Annotated in this window: 23 protein-coding genes; 2 read left to right on the forward strand and 21 right to left on the reverse strand. The window is 36.6% G+C overall.

The features are described from left to right. Positions 1-33 precede the first annotated feature (33 nt). Positions 34-288 carry a hypothetical protein gene (locus tag ACZIX2_RS12895; RefSeq protein WP_463340508.1) on the reverse strand — a complete coding sequence of 85 codons (255 nt, stop codon included), beginning with the start codon at positions 286-288 and terminating at the stop codon, positions 34-36. Positions 289-491: 203 nt separating this feature from the next. After that, a complete protein-coding gene (clpB, locus tag ACZIX2_RS12900) occupies positions 492-3,098 on the reverse strand; it encodes an ATP-dependent chaperone ClpB (protein ID WP_463340509.1) in 2,607 nt (868 codons plus the stop codon). A gap of 154 nt (positions 3,099-3,252) precedes the next feature. On the opposite strand from clpB, the gene ytxJ reads away from it, so the two are divergent. Further along, the gene (gene ytxJ / locus ACZIX2_RS12905; RefSeq protein ID WP_463340510.1) at positions 3,253-3,648 is read left to right on the forward strand and encodes a bacillithiol system redox-active protein YtxJ; all 396 of its coding nucleotides are present in this window, start codon (positions 3,253-3,255) and stop codon (positions 3,646-3,648) included. Positions 3,649-3,660: 12 nt separating this feature from the next. On the opposite strand, the gene ACZIX2_RS12910 is transcribed toward ytxJ, so the two are convergent. Next, on the reverse strand, positions 3,661-5,013 hold the full coding sequence (locus ACZIX2_RS12910; protein ID WP_463340511.1) for an amidohydrolase: 1,353 nt from the start codon (positions 5,011-5,013) through the stop codon (positions 3,661-3,663). 359 nt (positions 5,014-5,372) lie between these two features. Here ACZIX2_RS12910 and ACZIX2_RS12915 point away from each other — a divergent pair, with 359 nt between their 5' ends. After that, the gene (locus ACZIX2_RS12915) at positions 5,373-5,894 is read left to right on the forward strand and encodes a GNAT family N-acetyltransferase (RefSeq protein ID WP_463340512.1); all 522 of its coding nucleotides are present in this window, start codon (positions 5,373-5,375) and stop codon (positions 5,892-5,894) included. 85 nt (positions 5,895-5,979) lie between these two features. Here ACZIX2_RS12915 and argH read toward each other — a convergent pair whose 3' ends face one another. From argH to ACZIX2_RS13005, 18 genes are all read right to left on the reverse strand, one after another. Next, positions 5,980-7,260, reverse strand: a complete 1,281-nt coding sequence (argH, locus tag ACZIX2_RS12920; protein WP_463340513.1) for an argininosuccinate lyase — start codon at positions 7,258-7,260, stop codon at positions 5,980-5,982. 159 nt (positions 7,261-7,419) lie between these two features. Next, the gene (locus ACZIX2_RS12925; protein ID WP_463340514.1) at positions 7,420-8,490 is read right to left on the reverse strand and encodes a M20 family metallo-hydrolase; all 1,071 of its coding nucleotides are present in this window, start codon (positions 8,488-8,490) and stop codon (positions 7,420-7,422) included. Positions 8,491-8,544: 54 nt separating this feature from the next. Continuing rightward, on the reverse strand, positions 8,545-9,321 hold the full coding sequence (gene argB / locus ACZIX2_RS12930; protein ID WP_463340515.1) for an acetylglutamate kinase: 777 nt from the start codon (positions 9,319-9,321) through the stop codon (positions 8,545-8,547). A 9-nt stretch (positions 9,322-9,330) separates the two neighbouring features. Continuing rightward, positions 9,331-10,305, reverse strand: a complete 975-nt coding sequence (locus ACZIX2_RS12935) for an N-acetylornithine carbamoyltransferase (protein WP_463340516.1) — start codon at positions 10,303-10,305, stop codon at positions 9,331-9,333. Between the two features lie 64 nt (positions 10,306-10,369). Beyond that, entirely contained in the window at positions 10,370-11,131 is a 762-nt protein-coding gene (proB, locus tag ACZIX2_RS12940) for a glutamate 5-kinase (RefSeq protein ID WP_463340517.1), read from the reverse strand. A gap of 100 nt (positions 11,132-11,231) precedes the next feature. Further along, positions 11,232-12,428, reverse strand: coding sequence for a glutamate-5-semialdehyde dehydrogenase (locus tag ACZIX2_RS12945; protein ID WP_463340518.1), 1,197 nt, complete (start codon positions 12,426-12,428; stop codon positions 11,232-11,234). 83 nt (positions 12,429-12,511) lie between these two features. Further along, positions 12,512-13,648, reverse strand: a complete 1,137-nt coding sequence (locus tag ACZIX2_RS12950; protein WP_463340519.1) for an aspartate aminotransferase family protein — start codon at positions 13,646-13,648, stop codon at positions 12,512-12,514. 83 nt (positions 13,649-13,731) lie between these two features. After that, complete coding sequence (gene argC, locus ACZIX2_RS12955; RefSeq protein WP_463340520.1) at positions 13,732-14,709, reverse strand: N-acetyl-gamma-glutamyl-phosphate reductase; 978 nt, start codon at positions 14,707-14,709, stop codon at positions 13,732-13,734. 143 nt (positions 14,710-14,852) lie between these two features. After that, positions 14,853-16,052: an argininosuccinate synthase gene (locus ACZIX2_RS12960; RefSeq protein ID WP_463340521.1), complete on the reverse strand. Its 1,200-nt coding sequence runs from the start codon at positions 16,050-16,052 to the stop codon at positions 14,853-14,855. Positions 16,053-16,104: 52 nt separating this feature from the next. Continuing rightward, a complete protein-coding gene (locus ACZIX2_RS12965) occupies positions 16,105-16,725 on the reverse strand; it encodes a GNAT family N-acetyltransferase (protein ID WP_463340530.1) in 621 nt (206 codons plus the stop codon). Positions 16,726-17,213: 488 nt separating this feature from the next. Next, entirely contained in the window at positions 17,214-18,398 is a 1,185-nt protein-coding gene (locus ACZIX2_RS12970; RefSeq protein ID WP_463340522.1) for a hypothetical protein, read from the reverse strand. Between the two features lie 191 nt (positions 18,399-18,589). Further along, positions 18,590-19,660 (reverse strand): ACR3 family arsenite efflux transporter, encoded by a 1,071-nt coding sequence (arsB, locus tag ACZIX2_RS12975; protein WP_463340523.1) that lies wholly within the window; start codon positions 19,658-19,660, stop codon positions 18,590-18,592. A 2-nt stretch (positions 19,661-19,662) separates the two neighbouring features. Continuing rightward, entirely contained in the window at positions 19,663-20,295 is a 633-nt protein-coding gene (locus ACZIX2_RS12980) for an arsenate-mycothiol transferase ArsC (protein WP_463340524.1), read from the reverse strand. Between the two features lie 28 nt (positions 20,296-20,323). Further along, a complete protein-coding gene (locus ACZIX2_RS12985; protein ID WP_463340525.1) occupies positions 20,324-20,794 on the reverse strand; it encodes a DUF6428 family protein in 471 nt (156 codons plus the stop codon). Between the two features lie 17 nt (positions 20,795-20,811). Then, positions 20,812-21,171, reverse strand: a complete 360-nt coding sequence (locus tag ACZIX2_RS12990; RefSeq protein WP_463340526.1) for an ArsR/SmtB family transcription factor — start codon at positions 21,169-21,171, stop codon at positions 20,812-20,814. A 134-nt stretch (positions 21,172-21,305) separates the two neighbouring features. Beyond that, on the reverse strand, positions 21,306-21,941 hold the full coding sequence (locus ACZIX2_RS12995; RefSeq protein WP_463340527.1) for an SOS response-associated peptidase: 636 nt from the start codon (positions 21,939-21,941) through the stop codon (positions 21,306-21,308). Between the two features lie 84 nt (positions 21,942-22,025). After that, on the reverse strand, positions 22,026-22,772 hold the full coding sequence (locus tag ACZIX2_RS13000; RefSeq protein ID WP_463340528.1) for an LOG family protein: 747 nt from the start codon (positions 22,770-22,772) through the stop codon (positions 22,026-22,028). 271 nt (positions 22,773-23,043) lie between these two features. Continuing rightward, positions 23,044-23,355: T9SS type A sorting domain-containing protein (locus tag ACZIX2_RS13005; protein WP_463340529.1), on the reverse strand; the 312-nt coding region annotated here is incomplete at its 5' end.

Below are 23,355 nucleotides of genomic sequence, written 5' to 3' on the forward strand. Positions count from 1 at the left end.
GGTTAATTAAATTATGTAAAAGGAGTAAACAAATTATTTTTCTTCAAATCCTGAAACTTCATTAATTTGATCTAAAATATTGGTTTGATTGGGTGAAATATAATTTTTGTTTTCTGTAGTGGGTTCTTTTTTGAATAATAAATCTAAGGCATTGTATAGTTTTAATAAAACGTCTCGATCCTGTTTGTCGATTTCCACTGCACTATTAAAATTAAAGACATAATTATTGGAATTACGCACTTCTACTTTTATAGTTTTAGGTGTGATTTTAAATTTAACAATGTCCATGCTTTGTATTATTTTTTATGAAGGCCAACAAAATGATTCGATTTTAGGTTGGTTTACAAATGTATGCAAAGTCTGAACAAATCAAAAAAAAATAACTCGATTGCCAGGATTTAATTCTAGTTTTTTTAAAATTATATTTCTTTGTCAAAAAAAAACCTTTCGGACTTGTGAATCCGAAAGGTTTATGAGGGAATATTTATTTTTTAGGAATTCACTAAATCACTTTGATTTCTGAAGACCAATTCATTGTCAAAAGCATCCAGCAACACTATGCTATCCGTGGTGATTTTTCCTGAAAGTATTTCCTTGGACAAAGCATTAAGAACTTCACGTTGAATTACTCTTTTTACGGGTCGTGCTCCAAACTGTGGATCAAAACCTTTTTGTGATAAATACGTTATAGCTTCCGGTGTTGCATCAAGTGTAATGCCTTGTTGCGCTAACATATTCGTCACGTTTTTCAATTGTAAACCAACAATTTGCTCAATATTAGCGTTGGTCAACGGAGTAAACATCACGATTTCGTCGATACGGTTGATGAATTCTGGGCGAACCGTTTGTTTGAGTAAACCCAATACTTCTACTTTGGCGGCTTCGGTAGCAGCTTCGATACTTCCTTTTAAATTCTCGAATTTATCTTGAATGATTTGGCTTCCCATATTCGAGGTCATAATGATAATTGTGTTCTTGAAGTCGGCCAAGCGTCCTTTATTGTCTGTTAAACGACCTTCGTCCAGCACTTGAAGCAAGATATTGAAGGTGTCAGGATGTGCTTTTTCTATTTCGTCAAGCAGAATTACAGAATACGGTTTTCTTCGCACGGCTTCAGTCAATTGTCCTCCTTCGTCGTAACCCACATAACCCGGAGGCGCTCCAACCAATCGGCTCACACTATGACGTTCTTGGTATTCGCTCATATCGATACGGGTCATGGCATTTTCGTCGTCGAAGAGGTATTCTGCCAAGGCTTTGGCCAACTCGGTTTTACCCACACCAGTGGTTCCCAAGAAAAGGAAGGTTCCTACGGGTTTTTTCATATCCTGCAAACCTGCGCGACTTCTACGAACCGCATCACTCACAGCCTCGATGGCTTCTTCTTGTCCTACCACACGTTTGTGTAATTCATCTTCTAATTTCAATAGTTTTTCACGTTCGCCTTGTAGCATTTTCATGACAGGAATTCCGGTCCATTTGGCTACAACTTCGGCAATATCTTCTCGCGTTACTTCTTCTTTAATCAAAGAAGTACCCGATTGATTTTCTTGTAATTGATGCGTAAGATTTGCTAATTTTTCTTGCGCTTCTTTGATTTTACCGTAACGAATCTCCGCTACTTTACCATAATCGCCTTCACGTTCGGCGCGTTCTGCTTCGTACTTGAAGTTTTCGATTTCTGTTTTTACCAATTGTATGTTATCTACGATATCTTTTTCAGATTTCCATTTGGCAAAAATTTCGTTGCGTTCTTCTTTTAAATTGGCCAAATCCAAGCCTAAAACTTTCAACTTGCTTTCGTCTTTTTCCCGTTTGATGGCTTCGATTTCAATTTCAAGTTGCATGATTCTGCGATCCAAGACATCGAGTTCTTCGGGTTTGGAGTTAATTTCCATACGTAATTTCGATGCCGCTTCGTCCATCAAATCGATGGCTTTATCCGGTAAAAATCGGTTAGAAATGTATCGTTGTGACAATTCAACCGAAGCAATAATAGCTTCGTCTTTAATTTGAACTTGATGGTGTGTTTCGTATTTTTCTTTGATACCTCGTAAAATCGAAATAGCGCTTTCGGTATCGGGTTCTTCCACCATTACTTTTTGGAAACGACGTTCTAAGGCCTTGTCTTTTTCAAAATATTTTTGGAATTCATCCAAAGTGGTTGCACCAATGGCACGCAATTCGCCACGTGCCAAAGCTGGTTTTAAGATATTGGCAGCATCCACCGCACCCTCGCCACCACCAGCTCCAACTAGTGTGTGAATTTCGTCTATGAATAACACGATATCTCCTTCCGAAGCGATAACTTCTTTCACTACCGATTTCAAACGTTCTTCAAATTCTCCTTTGTATTTAGCTCCTGCAATCAGAGCACCCATGTCGAGTGAGAACACAATTTTGTTCTTTAAGTTTTCGGGAACATCGCCCGCCACAATTCGGTGCGCCAAACCTTCGGCGATAGCCGTTTTACCCACACCTGGTTCTCCCACGAGCATTGGATTGTTTTTGGTTCTTCTAGTCAAAATTTGAAGAACACGACGAATTTCTTCGTCACGCCCAATTACAGGATCTAATTTGCCGGTTTTAGCTAACTCGTTTAGGTTTTTAGCATATTTACTCAAGGAATTATACGTTTCTTCTGCCGAGGCCGAGGTTACGCGTTCGCCTTTACGCAATTCGTCGATGGCCGCTTTTAGTCCTTTTTCAGTCACACCTTGGTCTTTTAGAATTTGGGCGACTTTACTTTTTGAGGCAAAAATGGCTAGGATTAAATGCTCAATACTAACGAATTCGTCATTCATTTTTTTAGCAATGATTTCGGCTTCGTTAAGTGCGGTGTTAGCATTTCTAGATAATTGAATTTCACCTCCAGAAACTTTTGGAAAACTTTGTATGGTACTGTCAATTATTTGTTTGAATAAAGGCACATTTACATTGAGTTTTTTCAAAATAAAAGGAGCTACATTTTCGTCTACTTCAAAAATAGCTTTGAAAATATGTTCGTTTTCTATTTGTTGTTGCCCAAGGCTTAGCACCAATTGTTGGGAGTGCTGAATGGCCTCTTGGGATTTGATGGTAAATTTGTTAATATTCATGATTGATAGATTTGATGATTATTGTTTGTTGTAAATGTTTATTTTTGTTGACAAAGCGTCAAATGGTATTCCAATATAAATTTACGGACATTTTGGCTGTTATTATTTGATTTTCATTATTATTTAACGACAAAAAGACATAAAAAAAGACAAAATGAGCCTATTTCATTCCCTATTTGGTAGTTCAGAAGAAAAAAAAGAATCGGTTAGTAAAGTCAATTGGATACCCTTGCAATTGATGGGACAATTGGACGAGTTAACAGCACATTCTAATGAAAAACCTATACTTATCTTCAAGCACAGTACGCGTTGTAGCATTAGTCGATTTGCCTTGAAACAGTTTGAAAATGAGTTTGAACTGCACGATAGTATCGATGCTTATTTTTTGGATTTAATTGCTTATCGTGAGATTTCAAATGAAATTGCCACTCGTTTTGGTGTACAACATCAATCGCCTCAACTTCTTTTAATTAAAGAAGAAAAGGCGATTTATAATGCCTCTCATGATGCTATTGAGGCGGTTGCTTTAAGTAAGTTTTTAGGACAATAAACAAGTTTGTAATTATTTTGAGAAGGCTTCCAAAACAGCTGCTAAACCAAGGGATGTTCCGAATGGTATAGCAGATAAATCAACCCAGAAATCGGGATTATGATTCGAAAAAGGGAATTGTTTGCCTTCTTTTGTTGCTTTTTCAAAAACTTCATGATTGGCGATTCCAACGATGAAATAATTGTAAGGGACTTCAGGATGATCTTTAAGTAATTCTTGAACATCTTCTGATCCCATAACCGGAGGTATCGATAAATTTTTGTTTGGGCCAGCCATTTTCTCTAAGGCTATATTGATTTTTGCAGTCAAAGCCTCATTATTTTTTAAGGTACCAAGATTTTGTTTAATCACTGTTTTTGGGTATAATTCTTTGGGAAGATTATTTGAAACAGCGATTCCTTCATTTATTTCATTAATTCTTCTGAGTAAAAGTTCTTTGTCTTCTTTTCGATACCATCGAAGATTTAGTTTTAATAAAGCTTTATTAGGAATGACATTATTATCAATTCCAGCTTCCATAGCGCCTACGGTCAATACCACAGGAAATTGAGGGTGTGAATTTCGACTTACAATAGTTTGGTATTGAAGGATGGCATTAGCAGCCATGACGATAGGGTCTTTAGTTTGCTCAGGGGTTGATCCATGTCCGCCAATTCCAAAAAATGTAACATCCAATTGTACCGCTCCTGCCATACGTTCCCCTGGTCTATTTAAGTATACTCCTACCGGAGCAGGCCCCGTATGCATGCCTAAAAGCAAGTCTGGAACGGGGACACCTTTGCTGTACATTTCCTCTGCCATTGCTATGGCTCCAAATCCGTTTTCTTCTGCTGGTTGTCCTACTAGCACAAGGGTACCTTTCCATTTGTTTTTTAATTTTACCATTTGTTTGGCCATACCAAGCATCCATGTAACATGAGCATCATGTCCGCAAGCATGCATTACGGGTACTTCTTTGCCTTCTTCATTTTTTACTTTTTTGGTGCTAGCATAGGGGAGATTCACGGCTTCTTGTACCGCAATACAATCCATATCGGCTCGATACATTACCGTGGGGCCATCCCCATTTTTCAAAATGCCTACAACGCCGGTCTTGCCTACTTTTTCTATTACTTGAAAACCTAAGGCTTTTAATTCTTTAGCAATAATTCCTGAGGTTCTAATTTCCATGAATGGAAGTTCAGGATTACTGTGTAAATCCTTAAAAATAGCTTCTAATCTAGGCGTATCATTTTTACATAATTCTTTCAATTCTGATACAGAAATACCATTGATAATTTCTTTTGATGCCTCGGAAGTGTTGGATTGACCAATCGCAAAAAAAGATATAATACTAAAGCAAAGGGTAGAAATAATCGTTTTCATAATTTATGTTTAAAATTAGTTAAGTGAAAGTTATTGTTTGAACTTTATTTAAGGTAAAACATGCTTTATTTATTAATTTTTTTTTGTTTGAACGAATACTTATAATTCGAAAACCAAGAATATCAAAATGATTTTTTATTTTTTAACACATGAATAATTGGAAATTCAGATGCTCCTCATCAGTTTCAGGTCTAATTCCTACAATTTAATTTTGCTTAAATTTCTTCCAACGGATCATTAGTATTATATTTAACCCAAAGAAGCTTATATTTTGCAACTATTTAATCAAGGAAAGACATGATGTTACAAAAATTCGCTTTTTTTTCAAGTTAAATATAATAAATATTAAATTTAAAATTATGACCAATATTGTAATATCTAAAGTTCAAAATAATGATATAGCTCAATTGCAAAAAATAGGACAACAGACTTTTCGAGAGACTTTTTCTGATTTTAATTCAGAAGCAAATATGAAAATCTATTTGGAGGAAGGTTTTTCTATTGAAAAACTTACGTCAGAGTATCAAAACAAAAATTCTGAATTCTATTTTGCGACTTATCAAAACGACATCATTGGATATTTGAAAATCAATTTTGGAAAGGCTCAAACAGAGTTGAAAGATATTCTAGCGCTTGAAATTGAGCGTATTTATGTTGTCAATGCCTTTCATGGTAAGGGTGTTGGGCAATTACTCTATGATAAAGCCATAACGGTTGCCAAATCAAAAGGACTTGCGTATGTATGGCTTGGTGTTTGGGAAAAAAATCTCAGAGCGCTTCGTTTTTATACCAAAAATGGTTTTGTACCCTTCGACCAGCACATTTTTAAGTTAGGCGATGATGAGCAGACCGATATTATGATGCGATTGGATTTGAGTTAGTTTTGATTTGAAAATCGTAACCAAGTTTAATAAAAAAACCGTTCTAAATTTCTCAGAACGGTTTTGTGTTTTAGATGCATTTCTTCTAAAAAACATTTTGCATTTTTTCTTTAATTTCCTTCAAACACAAATTATTAATACTTCCTTCGTGCGTGTGTTGGGTAGCTTTTGGTGATTCGTAAGTACCATTTTCTAATTGTTCTGCCACCGCTTTGTAGGCGTCTCTAAAAGGCATTCCAGCTACTACCATTTCGTTTAAAGTATCTACGGTAAATAGGTAATTGTATTTAGGGTCGGCTAGAATGTTGTCTTTTACCTTAATGTCTTTGATGGAAAAAATGGCAATATCCAAACAGGCTTTTAGATTTTGAATCGCAGGAAATAATCCTTCTTTCAACAATTGAAATTCACGGTGATAGCCACTAGGAAGGTTATTAGTGATTAAAGTAATTTCATAAGGCAACGCTTGAATTTTATTGCATTTGCCACGGATTAATTCAAAAACATCGGGGTTTTTTTTGTGGGGCATAATGCTCGACCCAGTCGTTAGATGAGCTGGTAAACTAATAAAATCAAAGTTTTGGCTCATATATAAACAAACGTCCATAGAGAATTTTGCCAAAGTCGCTGCGACACTACTCATTGCAAAAGCTACAGTTTTCTCGGATTTACCACGGCTCATTTGTGCTGCTACCGAATTGAATTTTAAAGTAGCAAAGCCTAATTCCTGAGTAGTAAAGGTTCGGTTGATAGGGAAGGAGCTGCCATAACCAGCGGCAGAACCTAACGGATTTTGATCGACCACTTTCAAGGCGGCGTTCAACATCGTGATATCGTCTATTAAAGTTTCGGCATAAGCAGAAAACCACATACCAAAGGATGATGGCATAGCAATTTGTAAATGCGTATAGCCAGGTAACAGTACGTTTTGATACTGTTCAGCGGATTCCATGAACAAATCAAAAAGCGTTTTTACTTGCTCTTTGAGTGCAATAACAACGTCTTTCAAATATAAATTGACATTCACTAACACTTGGTCGTTTCTAGAACGTGCCGTGTGTATTTTTTTACCAGCATCGCCTAGTTTCTCTGTCAATAAATATTCGATTTTGGAATGTACGTCTTCAAAGCTGTCTTCGATTTCGAAATCTCCTTTTTCGATAGCTGTGATTATCTCTTGTAAAGCCAAAACTAAATCATCAGCTTCTGTAGTCTCCAATAATCCTATTTGAGCCAACATTTTAGCGTGAGCAATAGAACCTAAAGCATCGTATTTGGCCAAAACCAAATCGAGTTCACGGTCATTTCCTACCGTAAAATGTTCGATTTGTTTATCGGTTGGTATTCCTTTTTCCCAGAGTTTCATATTATTTTTTTTTTCACAAAGCACCACAAAGGAGATCAGAGGTTCGCAAAGTGTCTTTGTTAGATTTATGTTCTCGTTTTATTTTATTCCTAGCCCCGATAGTAGTGAAAATCCTTTTATGGCGGGGTTCGCCATAAAAGATTGTAACGGATAGCGGGATTAGCTCCTAAAAAAATCTGTCAATATTTTAATGTACAATTCAATTCCTTCTTCGATTTCATTGATGTAAATGAATTCGTCTGCCGAGTGTGACCGCAGGGTTTCTCCTGGACCTAGTTTTAACGACTGGCAACTCAATACCGATTGGTCTGAAAGCGTAGGAGAGCCATAGGTGGTGCGCCCTAACGCGATTCCTGCTTGTACTAATCCGTGTGAAAGAGGAATAGAAGAAGCATTGAGATGCATAGAACGCGGGGTAATCTCAGCTTTCACTTGTTGACGAACTGTGTCTAATATTTCCGCATTGGTATAACAATCGTTTACTCGAATATCGACTACCAAATGACATTCTGCAGGCACTACATTGTGTTGTTTTCCTGCGTTGATTTGGGTTACCGTCATTTTTACAGGTCCTAAAACTTCTGATACTTTTTCGAATTGGTAGCTGTTAAACCAACTGATGACAGGCATCGCATTGTAAATCGGATTGTCTGGATTGTGATGCGCTGCGTGGCTTGCGGTTCCTTTTACGACTACATCCAAAACCAAAAGGCCTTTTTCGGCTATAGCCAATTGCATTAAGGTAGGTTCGCCCACAATGGCGCAATCAATTTCTGGTAAATGTTGTAGTACGCTATTCAATCCGTTTTTGCCACTGCTTTCTTCTTCTGCAGAAGCCACCATCACCAAATTGTAAGGCAAATTTTCTTGAGCATAAAAATGAACAAAAGTGGCCAATAAAGCCACTAAACAACCTCCAGCATCGTTACTGCCGAGACCAAATAATTTCCCGTCTTTTTCTATAGGCTCAAAAGGGTCGTTGGTATAGCCTTGGTTGGGTTTTACTGTATCGTGATGCGAGTTCAGTAAAAGGGTAGGTTTAGCCGCATCAAAGTGTTGGTTGTACGCCCAAATATTATTGTTTTCCCGCTCAAAAGGAATGTTATTTTGTTGGAACCATTGCTCTATCAAAAGCGCAGTTTGTGCTTCTTCACTAGAAAAGGAAGGAGTAGCAATCAGTGCTTTTAGTAAGGCGATGGCTTCTTGTGTAAGGGTTGTTATGGTTTTCAAAATTTATAATTTAACCCTTTCAGAGTTTCAAACTCTGAAAGGGTTGTTAGTAATCTATAATGTTATACTCGTACAAAGTACGTTGTTGTCTTTCAATAGTCTGTGATGTCCAATTTTTATTTTATGAACGCCTTTGGACAAGCTGTTAAAGCAATTGTCGAGTTTTGGAATCATCCCTGAATGTATGGCGCCTTCTGTTTTTAATTGGTCATACAGTTCTTTATTGATGTTTTCAATGACAGAAGTGTCATCTTCTGCATCATACAAAACCCCTGATTTTTCAAAGCAATACGTCAAAGTTACTTCAAAAACTTCCGACAAAGCAATGGCTAATTCACTGGCAATCGTATCAGCATTCGTATTCAATAATTGTCCTTGTTTGTCGTGTGTAATAGCGCAAAAAACCGGTGTTATCTCGTTTTTAATCAATGTTTCTAGCAGCGAGGTGTTTACTTTTTGCACATCTCCCACAAAACCGTAATCAATCGTGGGATGATTTCTTTTGGTAGACTGAATCAAATTGCCATCCGCGCCAGAAAAGCCCATAGCATTGGTTCCCTTTGCTTGTAATTGTGCCACGATATTTTTGTTGATTTCGCCAGCATAAATCATCACCACAACGTCTAGCATAGGCTGGTCGGTAATGCGTCTTCCATCAATCATTTGAGGGACTAAGCCAATACTTTTTGCCATTTTGGTCGCTGATTTTCCTCCACCGTGCACCAACACTTTATAGCCTTCAATTTTTGAAAAATCGGCAATAAATTGCTGTAGTTCTGCTGGGTTGTCGATGATATTACCTCCGATTTTTACTATTGTTAGTTGTTCCATTTTTTTAGTTTAATAATCCAAACTATGGTTTTCATCAGGAAGCCTTTTCAGTATTTTTTGCAAAACTAATTGAGCCGAATAGGTTCTGTTGTTGGCTTGTTGAATTACTATGGAATTTTTACCGTCAATTACATCGTCTGCTACAATCATATTTCTTCTCACCGGCAAGCAATGCATGAATTTAGCATTATTAGTTAATTTCATTTTATCGGCCGTCACGGTCCAATTTTTATCCATACTGGTTACTTTACCGTAGTCGTTGAAATTGCTCCAATTTTTGGCATAAATGAAATCAGCATTTTCAAAAGCTTTGTTTTGATCGTATTCAATAACCGAATCTTTGGTGATTTCGGGATTCAATTCATAACCTTCCGGATGCGTAATTACAAAATCCATATCTTTTTGCAGTTGCATCATTTCTACGAACGAATTGGCTACGGCCTGAGGCAATGCTTTTGGGTGCGGTGCCCAAGTCAGCACTACTTTGGGTCTGTGTTTGGTTTTGAACTCGGCCATGGTTATTGCATCGGCCAAGGATTGTAGCGGGTGACCCGTAGCACTTTCCATATTAACAATAGGTACTGTAGCGTATTTTACAAAACCATTCATTACCGTTTCTGCATAATCTTTTTCACGATCGGTAAGTCCCGCAAAAGCTCTGATGGCAATAATGTCGCAATATTGCGAAACGACTTCAGCGGCTTCTTTGATGTGTTCTGAGGCGCCTTGATCCATTACGGTACCGTCCTCGAATTCTAAAGTCCAACCTTCAGCGCCAAAATTCATCACCATCACGTTCATTCCTAGATTGATGGCCGCTTTTTGAGTACTTAAACGCGTTCTCAAACTTGGATTAAAAAAGAGCATTACCAATGTTTTGTTCTTGCCTAATGATTGTTTTTTTAAAGGGTCTTTCTTTATCTTGAGGGCTTGTTTTACCCATTTTTTTAGCGAATTGATTTCTTTTATTGAGGTGTAATTCATAGCTATATCGTATTAGAATGCTATATAAGCGGATTTGTAGTTTGTGATTTTTAGTGGCTCTAAGTTAAATAATTTTAGTGAAAGGGATTTCATTCCGCAGCGCTTTCCGCATAAAATCATCCTCTAGGCCATTCACAATCCAAGTCTCAATATTGGCTTTTTTGGCAATGGCTGCCGCTTCAATTTTCGATTGCATACCTCCAGTTCCGTGTGAAGACTTGAAATCGCCGATTTCTTTTTCTAGCAAAGACAAATCATTTACGTGTTCAATGGTGGTTGGTAATTCCTCTTTTAAAGAGGCCTTGGTGTATATTCCATTGGTGTTCGTAGCAATAATCAAAATATCTACTTTTAAAAGTTCAGCTGTCAAAGCGGCTAATTTATCGTTGTCGCCAAACTTAATTTCGTCTGTCGCCACCGTGTCATTTTCATTGATGATGGGGATGTAGTTGTTTTTGACCAACACATTGATGGTGTTCACGATGTTGTCTTTGGATTGTTCTTTTTCAAAATCAGAATAGGAGAGAAGACATTGAGAAATATGCAATCCTAAATCACTGAAATTTTCGTGGTAAATACGCATCAAATGAGGTTGCCCAATAGAGGCTAAGGCTTGTTTTACAAACACTTCTTGGTCATTATTGTCAAGTTTGACAAACTGTTTGGCAGCGGCAATCGCCCCAGAACTTACAATAATGAACTCGTATTGGTCTTGTAGCGCAGCAATTTGCATTCCAATATCCTCAATCTTTCCTCTCGAAATATGATTGGTTTCCTTGGTTAAGGTGTTGCTGCCTAATTTTAATAATATTCTTTTTTTTGTCATCTTTTTTAACCGCAAAGGGCGCATTTTTTATAATTGGAACGATTAAAACGCAACGTTCGCAAATCTTTCGTCTAAAATCTATACTCTCAATTCTGCCATCTTATCTGACTTGTCCTTCTCCGTAAACATACCATTTGTTGGTAACCAAATGTTGTAAACCAATGGGACCGCGTTGGTGTAATTTGTCTGTGCTGATAGCCAATTCTCCACCTAGACCAAATTGTCCTCCGTCGGTAAAACGAGTCGAAGCATTATGATAAACAGATGAGGCGTCAACATTATCCATAAATTCTTGGGCTGTAGTTTCACTTTCGGTGATGATAGCAGCTGAGTGACCACCGCAATATTTATTGATTTTAGCTATTGCTTCTTGATTAGAAGAAACTGTACCAATTACAATCTTGTAATCCAAAAATTCTTCATACCAAATAGCATCTGAATCAATTTGGGAAATTTGAGTAGCTTTGGCCATTGTAGCATCGCCCAAAACGGTCACTTTTCGTTCTTGTAAAGCACGAACTAATTGGTTTGCAAAGTCTTCCCAATTTGGTAAATTAACATCAATGACTACTTTATCTAAAGCATTGCAAACAGATATATTTGAGGTCTTTGCGTTTATAATTATATTTAAAGCTTTGGTTACATCCGCTTCTTTTTCGATGTATAAAAAGTTGTTGCCACGACCGCTCACGATGACTGGACAAGTAGCGTGTTTTTTGGTGAATTCAATTAATTTTTCTCCGCCACGAGGTACAATCAAATCGACTTTTTGAGTTGGTTTTTCCAAAAAAGCTTGGGTTTGTACTCTATCGTAATTCAGGTATTCTACCCAATCCGTTGCTACACCATTGCTGTCTAACGCTTGATGCCAAAGACTTACAATCTTTTGATTCGATAGTAATGATTCTTTACCGCCTTTTAAAAGAATTTTATTTCCGGACTTAAAAGCAATACCACCTGCTTCAATGGTTACATCAGGTCGAGACTCATAAATAATTAAAATAGTGCCAAATGCAGCCGTTTTGTTATAAATTTTGAGACCATTATCGTGAACAAATTCAAAACGTACTTTTCCCACGGGGTCTTCTTGAGTGGCCAATTGTTGCAAGGACAAAATCATACCGTCAATTTTGGCATCATCGACCAACAAACGTTTTTCCATTGCCAAATCTTCTCCAGAATAATTGGCTAAATCCTGTTGGTTGCTACTTTTCAACGCCGTTCGTTCCTGCTCAAGCAAAGTTGCCATCGTGGTTAAAACGGCGTTTCTTTTTTCGATGGTTAGTAGTGTATTCATAGTTTTTGGTTAGTTAATTTTTTGGGCGTGCCCCTTTTTTATTCTATAGTCTTTGGTTTAAACCACAGGCTAAAGAATAAAAACTATTTCAATTCGGCCAACGACTCTTTCAAGGCCGTGATAAAGGTATCAATTGCTGTTGTGGTAATGGTCAAGGGCGGTAAAATTCTCAATAAGTTTTTATTATTGGCACTTCCTGTAAAAATATGCTTTTCCACTATCATTTTCTTGCGTAAGGCACTCACATCAAAATCAAATTCTACCCCCAGCATTAATCCTTTTCCTTTTACTTTGATGATTTCAGGCACTTGTTGGATGGCTTTCATAAAGTACTCGCTAACGGCGTTTACATTATCCATTAATTTTTCGCTTTTAATCACATCCAAAACGGCAATTCCTGCGGCACAAGCCAAATGACTTCCGCCAAAAGTAGTACCTAGCAAGCCATAACTCGCTTTGAAATGTGGAGCAATCAAAATCCCACCAATTGGGAAACCATTGCCCATTCCTTTGGCCAAGCAAATGATATCCGCTTTGATGTTATGGTACTGATGTGCAAAAAACTTCCCGCTTCTGCCATAACCTGATTGGACTTCGTCTAATATCAAAACCGCTTCGTATTGTTTGCACAGTTTTTCTAAGGCTTGAAAGAATTCGGTTGTGCCTTCATCTAAACCGCCCACACCTTGAATACCTTCAATAATCACGGTGCATACATCGCCTTTTTGTAATTCGGTTTTTACCAAATCAATCTGGTTTAGTGGTAAAAAAGTAACCACTTGTTGTGCATTAATGGGAGCCACAATTTTTTTGTTGTCCGTTACCGCCACTGCTGCCGATGTTCTTCCGTGAAAGGAGTTATCGAAAGCAATCACTCTCGATTTTCCGTTGTGGAAAGAGGCTAATTTTAATGCGTTTTCATTGGCTTCGGCTCCTGAGCTGCACAAAAACAAAGCGTAATCATCATAACCTGATAATTCACCTAATTTTTGGGCTAATTCCACTTGTAATGGATTTTGGATGGCGTTAGAATAGAATCCAATATTGTCCAATTGTTCTTTTACTTTCGCCACATAATGCGGTTGGGTGTGCCCAATGGAGATGACTCCGTGGCCGCTGTATAAATCTAAATATTCTACACCGTTTTCATCTGTAATGGTGCAGTCTACTGCTTTTACAGGTGTGATGTTGTATAATGGGTAAACGTCGAATAGGTTCATTGTTGTTTTTTGTTTAAGGTTTAAAGTTTAAGGTTTAAGGTTACACGAGCAACTTTAAACTTTTAAACTTTAAACAATTTTTTCTAAAATCCACTTGGTTTCAAATGCAATCCGGTACTTTCGTCGAGTCCAAAGAGCAAGTTCATATTTTGAATGGCTTGACCTGAAGCACCTTTGACTAAGTTGTCGATAATCGATGTAATCAAAATTCGGTTGCCTTTTTTCATCAAACTAATGATGCATTTGTTGGTTTGAACCACTTGTTTTAAATTAATGTTGGTAGTGGTAACCGTTACAAACGGTTCGTCTTTATAAAAAGCTTCATATTTGGCCACGATATCTTCTAAGCTTTCCTCACAATGCGTGTAAAGTGTGGCAAAAATTCCTCTTGGGAAATCGCCTCTGTTGGGAATGAAAAGCAATTCGTTGTTGAAATCTTCTTGCAATTGGTGCAAACTTTCGCCTATTTCTCCCAAATGTTGGTGTTCAAAAGCTTTGTAGTGCGACATATTGTTGTTTCTCCAACTAAAATGTGAGGTTTCTGAAAGACTCACTCCAGCGCCCGTACTTCCGGTTGTGGCGTTGATATGCACATCGCTATTGAGTAATTTAGCTTCTGCTAAAGGCAGTAAAGCCAATTGAATAGCGGTGGCAAAACAGCCAGGATTAGCGATGAATTGTCCATTTTTAATGGCTTTTTTGTTCAGTTCTGGTAAGCCGTATATGAATTTTTTGCCGTCAAAAATTGCGTCTTTTTCTAACCTGAAATCATTGCCTAAATCAATGATTTTGGTATGGCTGGCAAATGTATTTTCGGATAAAAAAGCTTTGGATTTACCGTGACCAAGACATAGAAACACTACGTTTACATTTGGGTTGATGGTGTCTGTAAAATTCATTTCGATATCGCCCAACACATCTTGATGCGCTACCGAAAGCGGTTTGCCCGCATTGGTGGTGCTGTACACAAAGTCGAGCTTGGCGTTGGGATGAAACATCAAGATTCTGATGAGTTCGCCAGCCGTATAACCCGAACCGCCAATAATTCCAACATTAATCATAATTTTTATTTTTAAAAGCTGAATAGAAATTCTCTAAAAAGTAGTAGGTTCAAATCTTTAACACTAAGAACATAAAGAAGGCACAAAGTTCACAAAGCATGGTGTGTATTGTGTCTTCTTAGTGAGCTTTGTGGTAAACTAACTTACTCGTAAGTTTCTTGATTCACAGATGAAAATATGTTCTGCGCATTGCCTAGAATTTTGATAAAGCCTTTGGCATCGTCAGACGTCCAAGCATTGTTCATTTCACCGTATTGACCGAAGCCGGTGTTCATCAAATCGTTTGGTGATTCGATGCCGTCTAAACTGAAATGATAGGGTTTTAAAGAGACCGTTACGGTTCCATTGACTGTCTTTTGCGTGTCTTCTAAGAATGTTTCGATGTTGCGCATCACTGGGTCTAAAAATTGCCCTTCGTGGAATAGCATTCCGTACCAGTTGCCTAGTTGTTCTTTCCAGTATTGTTGCCATTTGCCTAGTGTATGTTTTTCTAACAAATGGTGCGCTTTGATAATGATTAATGGGGCTGCGGCCTCAAAACCAACTCTTCCTTTGATACCGATAATGGTGTCGCCCACGTGGATGTCTCTTCCGATGGCGTAAGCGCTTGCCAGTTTTTCTAAGGCCACAATATTGTTAGAAGGTTTATCTGTTTTGCCATTTATAGCAACCAATTCGCCCTTTTTAAATTCCAAAGTTACTTTCACTTCGCCTTCTTTTTGCAATTGCGAAGGGTAGGCCTCGCTTGGTAAAGGTTGTCCTGAAGTTAAGGTTTCTTTTCCGCCCACACTGGTTCCCCAAAGGCCTTTGTTGATAGAATATTGTGCTTTTTCCCAAGAATAATGTACCCCGTTCTTGGCTAAATAATCTACTTCTTCCTGACGAGATAGTTTTAAATCACGAATAGGAGTGATGATTTCGATTTCGGGAGCTATGGTTTGGAAAATTAAATCAAAACGAATTTGGTCGTTTCCTGCGCCAGTGCTTCCGTGTGCGATGGCTGTGGCTCCAACAGATTTGGCGTATTTTATGGCTTCGATGGCTTGAAAAACACGTTCGGCACTCACCGAAAGCGGATAGGTGTTATTTTTTAGAACATTACCATAAATCAAGTATTTGATGGCTTTGTCGTAATATTTGTCTAAAATAGTTAGGTTAGCGTGTTTGGCGCTTCCTAATTCGTAGGCTCTGTCTTCGATGGCTTTGAGTTCGGCTTCATCAAATCCGCCCGTGTTGATTAATACGGTATGTACTTCGAATCCTTTTTCGTTTTTTAAATATTTTAAACAGAAGGAAGTGTCTAATCCTCCGCTATAGGCTAATACTACTTTTTTATTTTCCATGGTGTATTTTTTAATGTTTTGCTCAGCGCGCCACGTTATATTTTATAATTTGTTATTTGTTTTTCAAGAATAAGGCTTGTTTGATCTCCTTTAATCGATTCCAAATCCGGACATTGAACGGATGTTTGGGTGGATTTTTTTGTTTTTCTTTGGGATCATACAGCATTCCAGTACACAAACACATTTTGTAGTCTTTGCTTTTTAGGATTTCAAAATTGGTACAAGTTTGACAGCCTTTCCAGAATGTAGGGTCGGTAGTCAATTGAGAAAAAGGAACGGGTTTGTATCCTAAATCGGAATTGATTTTCATTACGGCGAGTCCAGTGGTGATTCCGAATACTTTGGCGTTTGGATATTTTTCTTGCGAATAATAGAAAACTTTTGTTTTGATTTTTTTGGCCAATCCTAAGTTTCTAAAGTCAGGATGTACAATCAGACCTGAATGCGCTACAAATTGCTCATGTTGCCAAGATTCGATGTAGCAAAATCCGGCAAATTTTCCATCGATTATAGCAATAACAGCGTCTTGATTTTCCATTTTTTTCTGAATATACTCAGGTGTTCTTTTGGCAATACCGGTTCCTCTTAAACGTGCCGAAGTTTCGATGGTATCACAAATTTCAGCTGCATATTTGAAATGTTCTTTTTGTGCAACAGTGATAAGCATATTCATTTTGGGTTGAGCTTTTAGAGTGGATGATTTTATTTTCTTTTTGTCTAATACAAACATATTCAGTTAGATATTAAATGTATTGTTTTTTTCAAAACCATTTGTTACATGATGATGAGGAAAAAAATACGAAATGATAGACTTTGTGTTTTGTTTTTTTTGAAACACCAAGTATAAAAATGGTTTTGATTTCAAAATGGAAAAATGAAAAAATGGGATAAAATAGTAATTTACTAATGTTGTTGGAGCTAGAATTATAGCATCCGCACCTCGGGAGAGGGAGAAGGTAAATTTATCCGGTAGATAGAAGTTATATGTAAACTTGTTTTTTTCATTGGCGCAAATTTACAATATAATTAATTATGAAAAATCAAATTTTTCATAAAAATGCCAAAAATCACAAAGATTTATTTTTTAAACAAAAAAAAGTGATTTTTAAAGTCAAAATCACTTTTTTTGGTAGTAAATCGGTCTTTTTATTGTTTTTTCTTTTATAAATGTAACTGATTAGAATTCAGTAAGTTTTTAATTTTGGCTTTTAAATCCTCTCCAGCATCATAAATCATTTGTTCAGAGGTAGGAAAAGGGACCGCTCTTCTGTCAAAAGTGGCAAAGTAACTTTCTTCAGAGGCTCTCTTGTCTCCTTTATAGGTTGCATAAACGTTTTCAAACACATATTCACTAGTTAGTGGAAAAGATTGTATTAATTGTTTCGTGTTTAAATCGGTAAACTCAATTTTGGCTGTAACTTGACAAGCTTTGAATTGTTTGAATTCGTATACTGCTATGGTTACTTTTTTGAAGTTATCTACAACAACTTCTTTTCCATTGCTATCTAAGACTATTTTTCCGTTGGCATCCAAAACTTGTTTTACTCCGTCTTTTACTTCTTTTTCTTTGGTAAACTCTCTTTCTTTAATTTGTTCGGGAGATACTTGAATGTTTCTAAAGAGGATTTGCATCACATAATCATAATTTACGCCTCTTTGAGTAGTGTTGTGATATTCTATCCAACGATTGTTAAGTTTGAAAGTACTAAAATCTAACAAATCCGTTTGAAGTTGCGCTGGAATTATTGTATTGGATTCATTTTTCGTTTTTACCAAGACATAATCTGTTCCTTTAATAAGTGCTTCTTCTTTTAAAGAGGCTACGTTTTTGTAATTTGGAAGCAATTGGTTCAAATAGTTTAAATCCTCGTATGCCTTTCTGTAATCCAATTTGTTTTGATTTTTCATGAGTAGAACAGCATTTTGGTATAAAAACCCAACCAAGTTTTGTCGACTTTCAATAATTTGTTTGTTGTAATTTTCAAAAGGAAAAATGGCATTTCGATTCTCTTTAAAAAGCGTCAACGGAAGAATCGGTTTAATTTTTTCTTGACGTTCGTGCAATTGCTGGTATAAATTATACAATTTTTCGTAATCATTAGGATTGGCTCCCATGTTTATCATTTGTATAGCATTCAAGTCTCTTTCTTTAGCTTTAGCAAACGCCTCTTCAAGTAAGTAAATATAATCTTGTTTGCTTTTTTTGTCTTTATTGCTACGTAAGTTGGTTAATGCGGTTTGAATGGCTACGTCATAATTGCCTTCTCCGACTAATCTTTGTGTTTGTTTTACTCCGCAACTTAACAGAACAGTTACAAGTAATACGATACTGGTAATTTTTTTCATTAGATTAATGTATTATACTTTGATTTTGGATGTTGAAGGCAAATATACTATCAAAATCATTTTTTATGTGTTTTTTAACATGATTACTTGTGTTATAAATTATTACCCAATTCCCATAAAAAAAAGACACTAGATCGAAGGTGGTGTGATGATCTAGTGTCTTGCTTGTTTGAAGATTTTAATTAGGTTTGTTAGCTGGCATTAGAATAATACTTAGTACGAAACCAAAAAGCTAGATTTACTAAGGCAATTAAGGCAGGTACTTCTACTAAAGGGCCAATCACTCCGGCAAAAGCTTGTCCGCTATTGATGCCAAATACCCCTATGGCTACAGCAATGGCTAATTCGAAATTGTTTCCTGTTGCTGTAAAGGCAATGGCGGTAGCTTTGGAATAATCAGCGCCAAAGTATTTGCCAATAAAGAAACTAAGGACAAACATGATAGCAAAATAGATTACCAAAGGAATGGCGATTCGAATGACATCCATTGGTATTTGTACAATTAATTCACCTTTCAAACTGAACATTATGGCAATGGTGAATAATAAGGCTATCAAAGTGATAGGAGAAATGAAGGGTACATATTTGTTTTGAAACCACTCTTCGCCTTTCCAATAGATAAGAGCGTATCTACTGATTAGTCCCATTCCAAACGGAATGCCTAAATAAATTCCAACACTTTCTGCAATTTGTCTAATACTAATATTTACTTCAAATCCGTCATAACCAAAAAATGGAGGTAAGATGGTGATGAATAAATAAGCATATACACTATAAAGTAAGACTTGAAAAATACTGTTTAAAGCAATTAAGCCTGCGCCATATTCGCGGTTTCCTTCGGCCAAATCATTCCAAACTACCACCATGGCGATGCATCGGGCTAATCCAATTAAGATAATACCAATCATGTATTCGGGATAGCCATTTAGGAAAAGTAAGGCCAGAACAAACATTAAAATGGGACCTACAATCCAATTTAAAAGTAAGGAAGCACCGAGGACTTTGATGTTTTTAAACACTTCACTAATTTTTGAGTAATTTACCTTGGCCAAAGGAGGGTACATCATTAAGATTAATCCAACGGCAAGGGGGATGTTGGTTGTGCCACTAGAAAAAGAATTAATAAACGTACTACTCGATGGAATAAAATAACCAATGGCTACTCCTACCGCCATGGCTAGAAAAATCCAGAGGGTTAAAAATTGGTCTAAAAAAGATAGTTTTTTTCTTTCTAAGACAGGAGTGCAATGTGTTGCGGACATATTTACTGATTTATTTGTGAGAAAACGAAAAACATTTCGGTAGCAATTTGTAAACTTCTTTCGAGGTATTTTTCTGCTTGTATAGGAGTGTTGTCAAATGCTTTAGGGTCTTCAAATGTGATAGGAATTCTTTTTTCAGCACCTGCTATGAATGGGCACCCACCATCGGCTTGAGAACAGGTCAAAATAGCTGCGAAACCAGTTTCGGGATTGAATTCGTCATCGTATTTTTTGGAAAAGGCAATAACTGGGTGTTCGTTTGGGCTGAATTTAATAGCATACACAGGATTGTTTCCACTTAACACGGTTTGAACTTTGAATCCGGTATTGGTAAGGGTTTGCGCCACCATTGGAAACATAGCGGTAGTTTCAGTGCCTCCAGAATAACAAAATACGTTGTCGATTTTAAAGAACGCAGCTGCAGTTTGCGCCCATATTTGTGATAGATGACTTCTTCTGGAGTTGTGGGTGCAAATGAAGTTTAGTCTGATGGATTGTTGGTTGTTCACTTTACTTTGAACAAAGTCAATCAAGGGCTGTAGGACAGCTTTTCGTTCATTTGTGACACTATTCGTATCAATTTTTTTAAAATATTCTGCTAAAGTTGGATAGCATGAAGTTGTTTCTGTTGTCATTATTGTTGAAGTTTTGATTATTTAAAAGTTAGCAGCACTTGCTGTTTGGGGTACAACAACCACTTTCGTTTTTTAAATCCGAAAGTCTAACTTTTGGTTTGTTGTCTGAAACCCCACATTGGTCTTGTGCCAAGCAATTCGTTTGCTTGTTAGTCAAAAGAAATTCCGTTCCATTGAAATCTAAACCGTATTTTCCGATTGTTGTATCTTGATATTCTACTTCAATTTCGAAGTCTTGGATGCCTAGTACTTTTTCGGACAATTCAATAATATGTATTAGTTTTTGAGGCTTTAAACGGTGTTCCAAATCGTTGGCATTCCACAATTGAAAATTCACCACTGTTTCGTTTCGAACTGTGCCGCCACAATCAATAAAGTTTTTGGTAATTAATCCCACTTCGGTTACATGAAAATGTTCTGGGACATACGTTTCGTTAGGTAGTTTGAAGTTGACCGTTTCTAGATCAGCTAAAATGGTTTTAATTTGAGATAGTTTCATTATACTTCTTTTTTAAATTAACAACATGACTCTTTAGCATTGCATTCGCTCAGGTCAATTTTCTTTTTTTCTAAATGATTGGTAATGTGTTGAAAAAAAACATTTATACTTTCAAAGCCCTTCTGGCTTAAACAATAACAAATCGAAGTGCCATCCACACTTCCTTGTATGAGTCCTGCATTTTTCAGTTCTCTAAGGTGTTGTGAAACGGTAGGTTGTGCCAATGGTAATTCGTTTACGATATCGCCACAAATGCAAGTATCTACTTTTAATAAGTATTCTAGGATTGCAATGCGTGCCGGATGTCCTAGGGCTTTGGCTATTGTGGCTAATTCGTTTTGTTGTGTAGTAAAACTGTCTGTTTTTGTTGCTCCCATGTTGATTGATGTTATATTGCAATATTACGATATATAAAGTTAAAAATAAACTATCGAACAATATTTTTTTACTTTATTTAGAGTGATATGAAATAATTGTTTTGAACTATTTACGTTGCATTGTGTGTTATTTCTTAAAATAGGGCGCTAAAGTTTAAATTTTTGGCTACCAAATTCACTTCATATGGAAAAGAGAATTTTTGTATGGGTTCGTGCTGCAACCATTTTTGTTCATCTTCAGGCCGCAGTATAACTGGCATTCTTTTTTTGATGTTATGTATTTCTGCCATTACAGAGTTGGCGGCTGTGGTTACAAGCGTATAGGTGTTTTTTAGTTCTCCGGTCTTTGGGTTTCTCCATATTGCATATAGTCCTGCAAATGCAAAAAGCGCTTCGTTTTCAATGCCAATTTCAAATTTTGATTTGTTTTTTCCTTTACTATCGTGCCACTGCCATTCATAAAATCCATTGGCAAGGACTAAACATCTTTGGTTTACCGCGTTTTGAAAGGCAGGTTTTTCGGTTATCGTTTCAATTCTGGCGTTAAGTGTATGCTTTTTTATTTCTTCATCTTTGGACCAACTGGGTATCAACCCCCAATGGTAGTGTGTGATTGTATCAGGGTTTTCATCTGTAATTATAGGGTACAAAGGAAAATCAAAACCGTTTACTATTTCTTTGGGTTGAAATTGTGATCGATTATCGATTTTGGCTTTGAATCGATTTTCTACTTCGGTTGCAGATTTGGTTTGTTTGGAATGAAAGCACATTTTGAGTTGATTTTAATGGTGTTTTAGAATAGGAGTGTAGCCGATGCTATACATGTTGAATTAATAATTAAGCATACAAGGTGTTTAGTAGTTTTTTTTCGCCTTGTTTTCAAATAGCCACCACTTAGGTTTGTATTGTTTTTTGATCAGTCCAAATTCTTTTATAGCATGTGTTTCCAAATGGGTAATGACATCAGGTATTGAATCTGTTACATAGAGAAGCTTCATGTCTTCGGGGCTGATACTTTCATTTTCAAGCATAATTTTAATATGATGGCAAAGTTCTTTATGATATTCGGAATCAAAAATTATTACTGGAAAATTTTTAATTACCTTGGTTTGTATTAGTGTGAGTGCTTCAAATAATTCGTCTAAAGTCCCAACGCCGCCTGGCATTACAATAAAGGCATAAGAGTATTTTATAAGAATTACTTTTCTTATGAAAAAATAAGGGATGTTGATCCAATTGTGTAGGTATGGATTGGGTTTTTGTTCTAAGGGGAGTTCGATATTGCAACCCACAGAATATCCGCCATTTTCAAAAGCTCCTTTGTTTGCAGCTTCCATTATTCCGGGTCCGCCTCCAGTCATTATTGTAAATCCTAGTTTTGCTATTGCTGCCCCAATTTTTTCAGCATTTTGGTAGTGTTCAGAATCGGATGTAAAGCGAGCTGAACCAAATACAGTTACACAAGGACCAATAAAGTGCAATTTTCTAAATGCTTTTATAAAGTGAAATTGAACCTTAAAGGTGAACATCAATTCTTTAATTCGAGATATCGGACCCTGAAAAAACATGGACTCATTGGTAATCAATTGATTGTTTTTCATTTTGATGTTGTTTTTAATTTGAATAAACGGATACCTTTAATTTTGAGATATGATAGGTGTACTAAAATTAGTTAATTTTATATCTGTTTTGTATTTCGTGAAGGATATATTTCAAGGTTTAGGTATCTAATTCATTGATTTATTTTATTGTAAATACCCAAAAAGGTATCAAATATTTTTCAAGAAGTTCGTTCGAACAATGGTGGAAAGTTTTAAAGGTTTTTCTTTTCATAAAATAAAAGGCTGCAATGTTGCAGCCTTTTATTGATTTTTACTTTTGAATAATTATTTTCTTAGTTATTTTCTCCTTTTGGGTAGTAAAATTCAGGAAGTACATCCCATTGGGTAAGTGACTCAAATTGAGTTCGTGTTCCTGGGTATTCAACACCTCTGTTTTTACTTCTTGTCCTAAAATGTTGACAATAGAAAGGGTCGTGGCTTGGTCAGAGTTACGACTAATGGTTAACGAGCCATGCGAAGGGTTAGGGTACACTTGTATACTAGCAGCCAGTATTTCTTCTTGTGGATTTTTCACCTCAAGTGACTTTCTAGTACCAGAACAACTAGCGATGTAAGTATGTTC

The organism is Flavobacterium riviphilum (assembly GCF_055231795.1).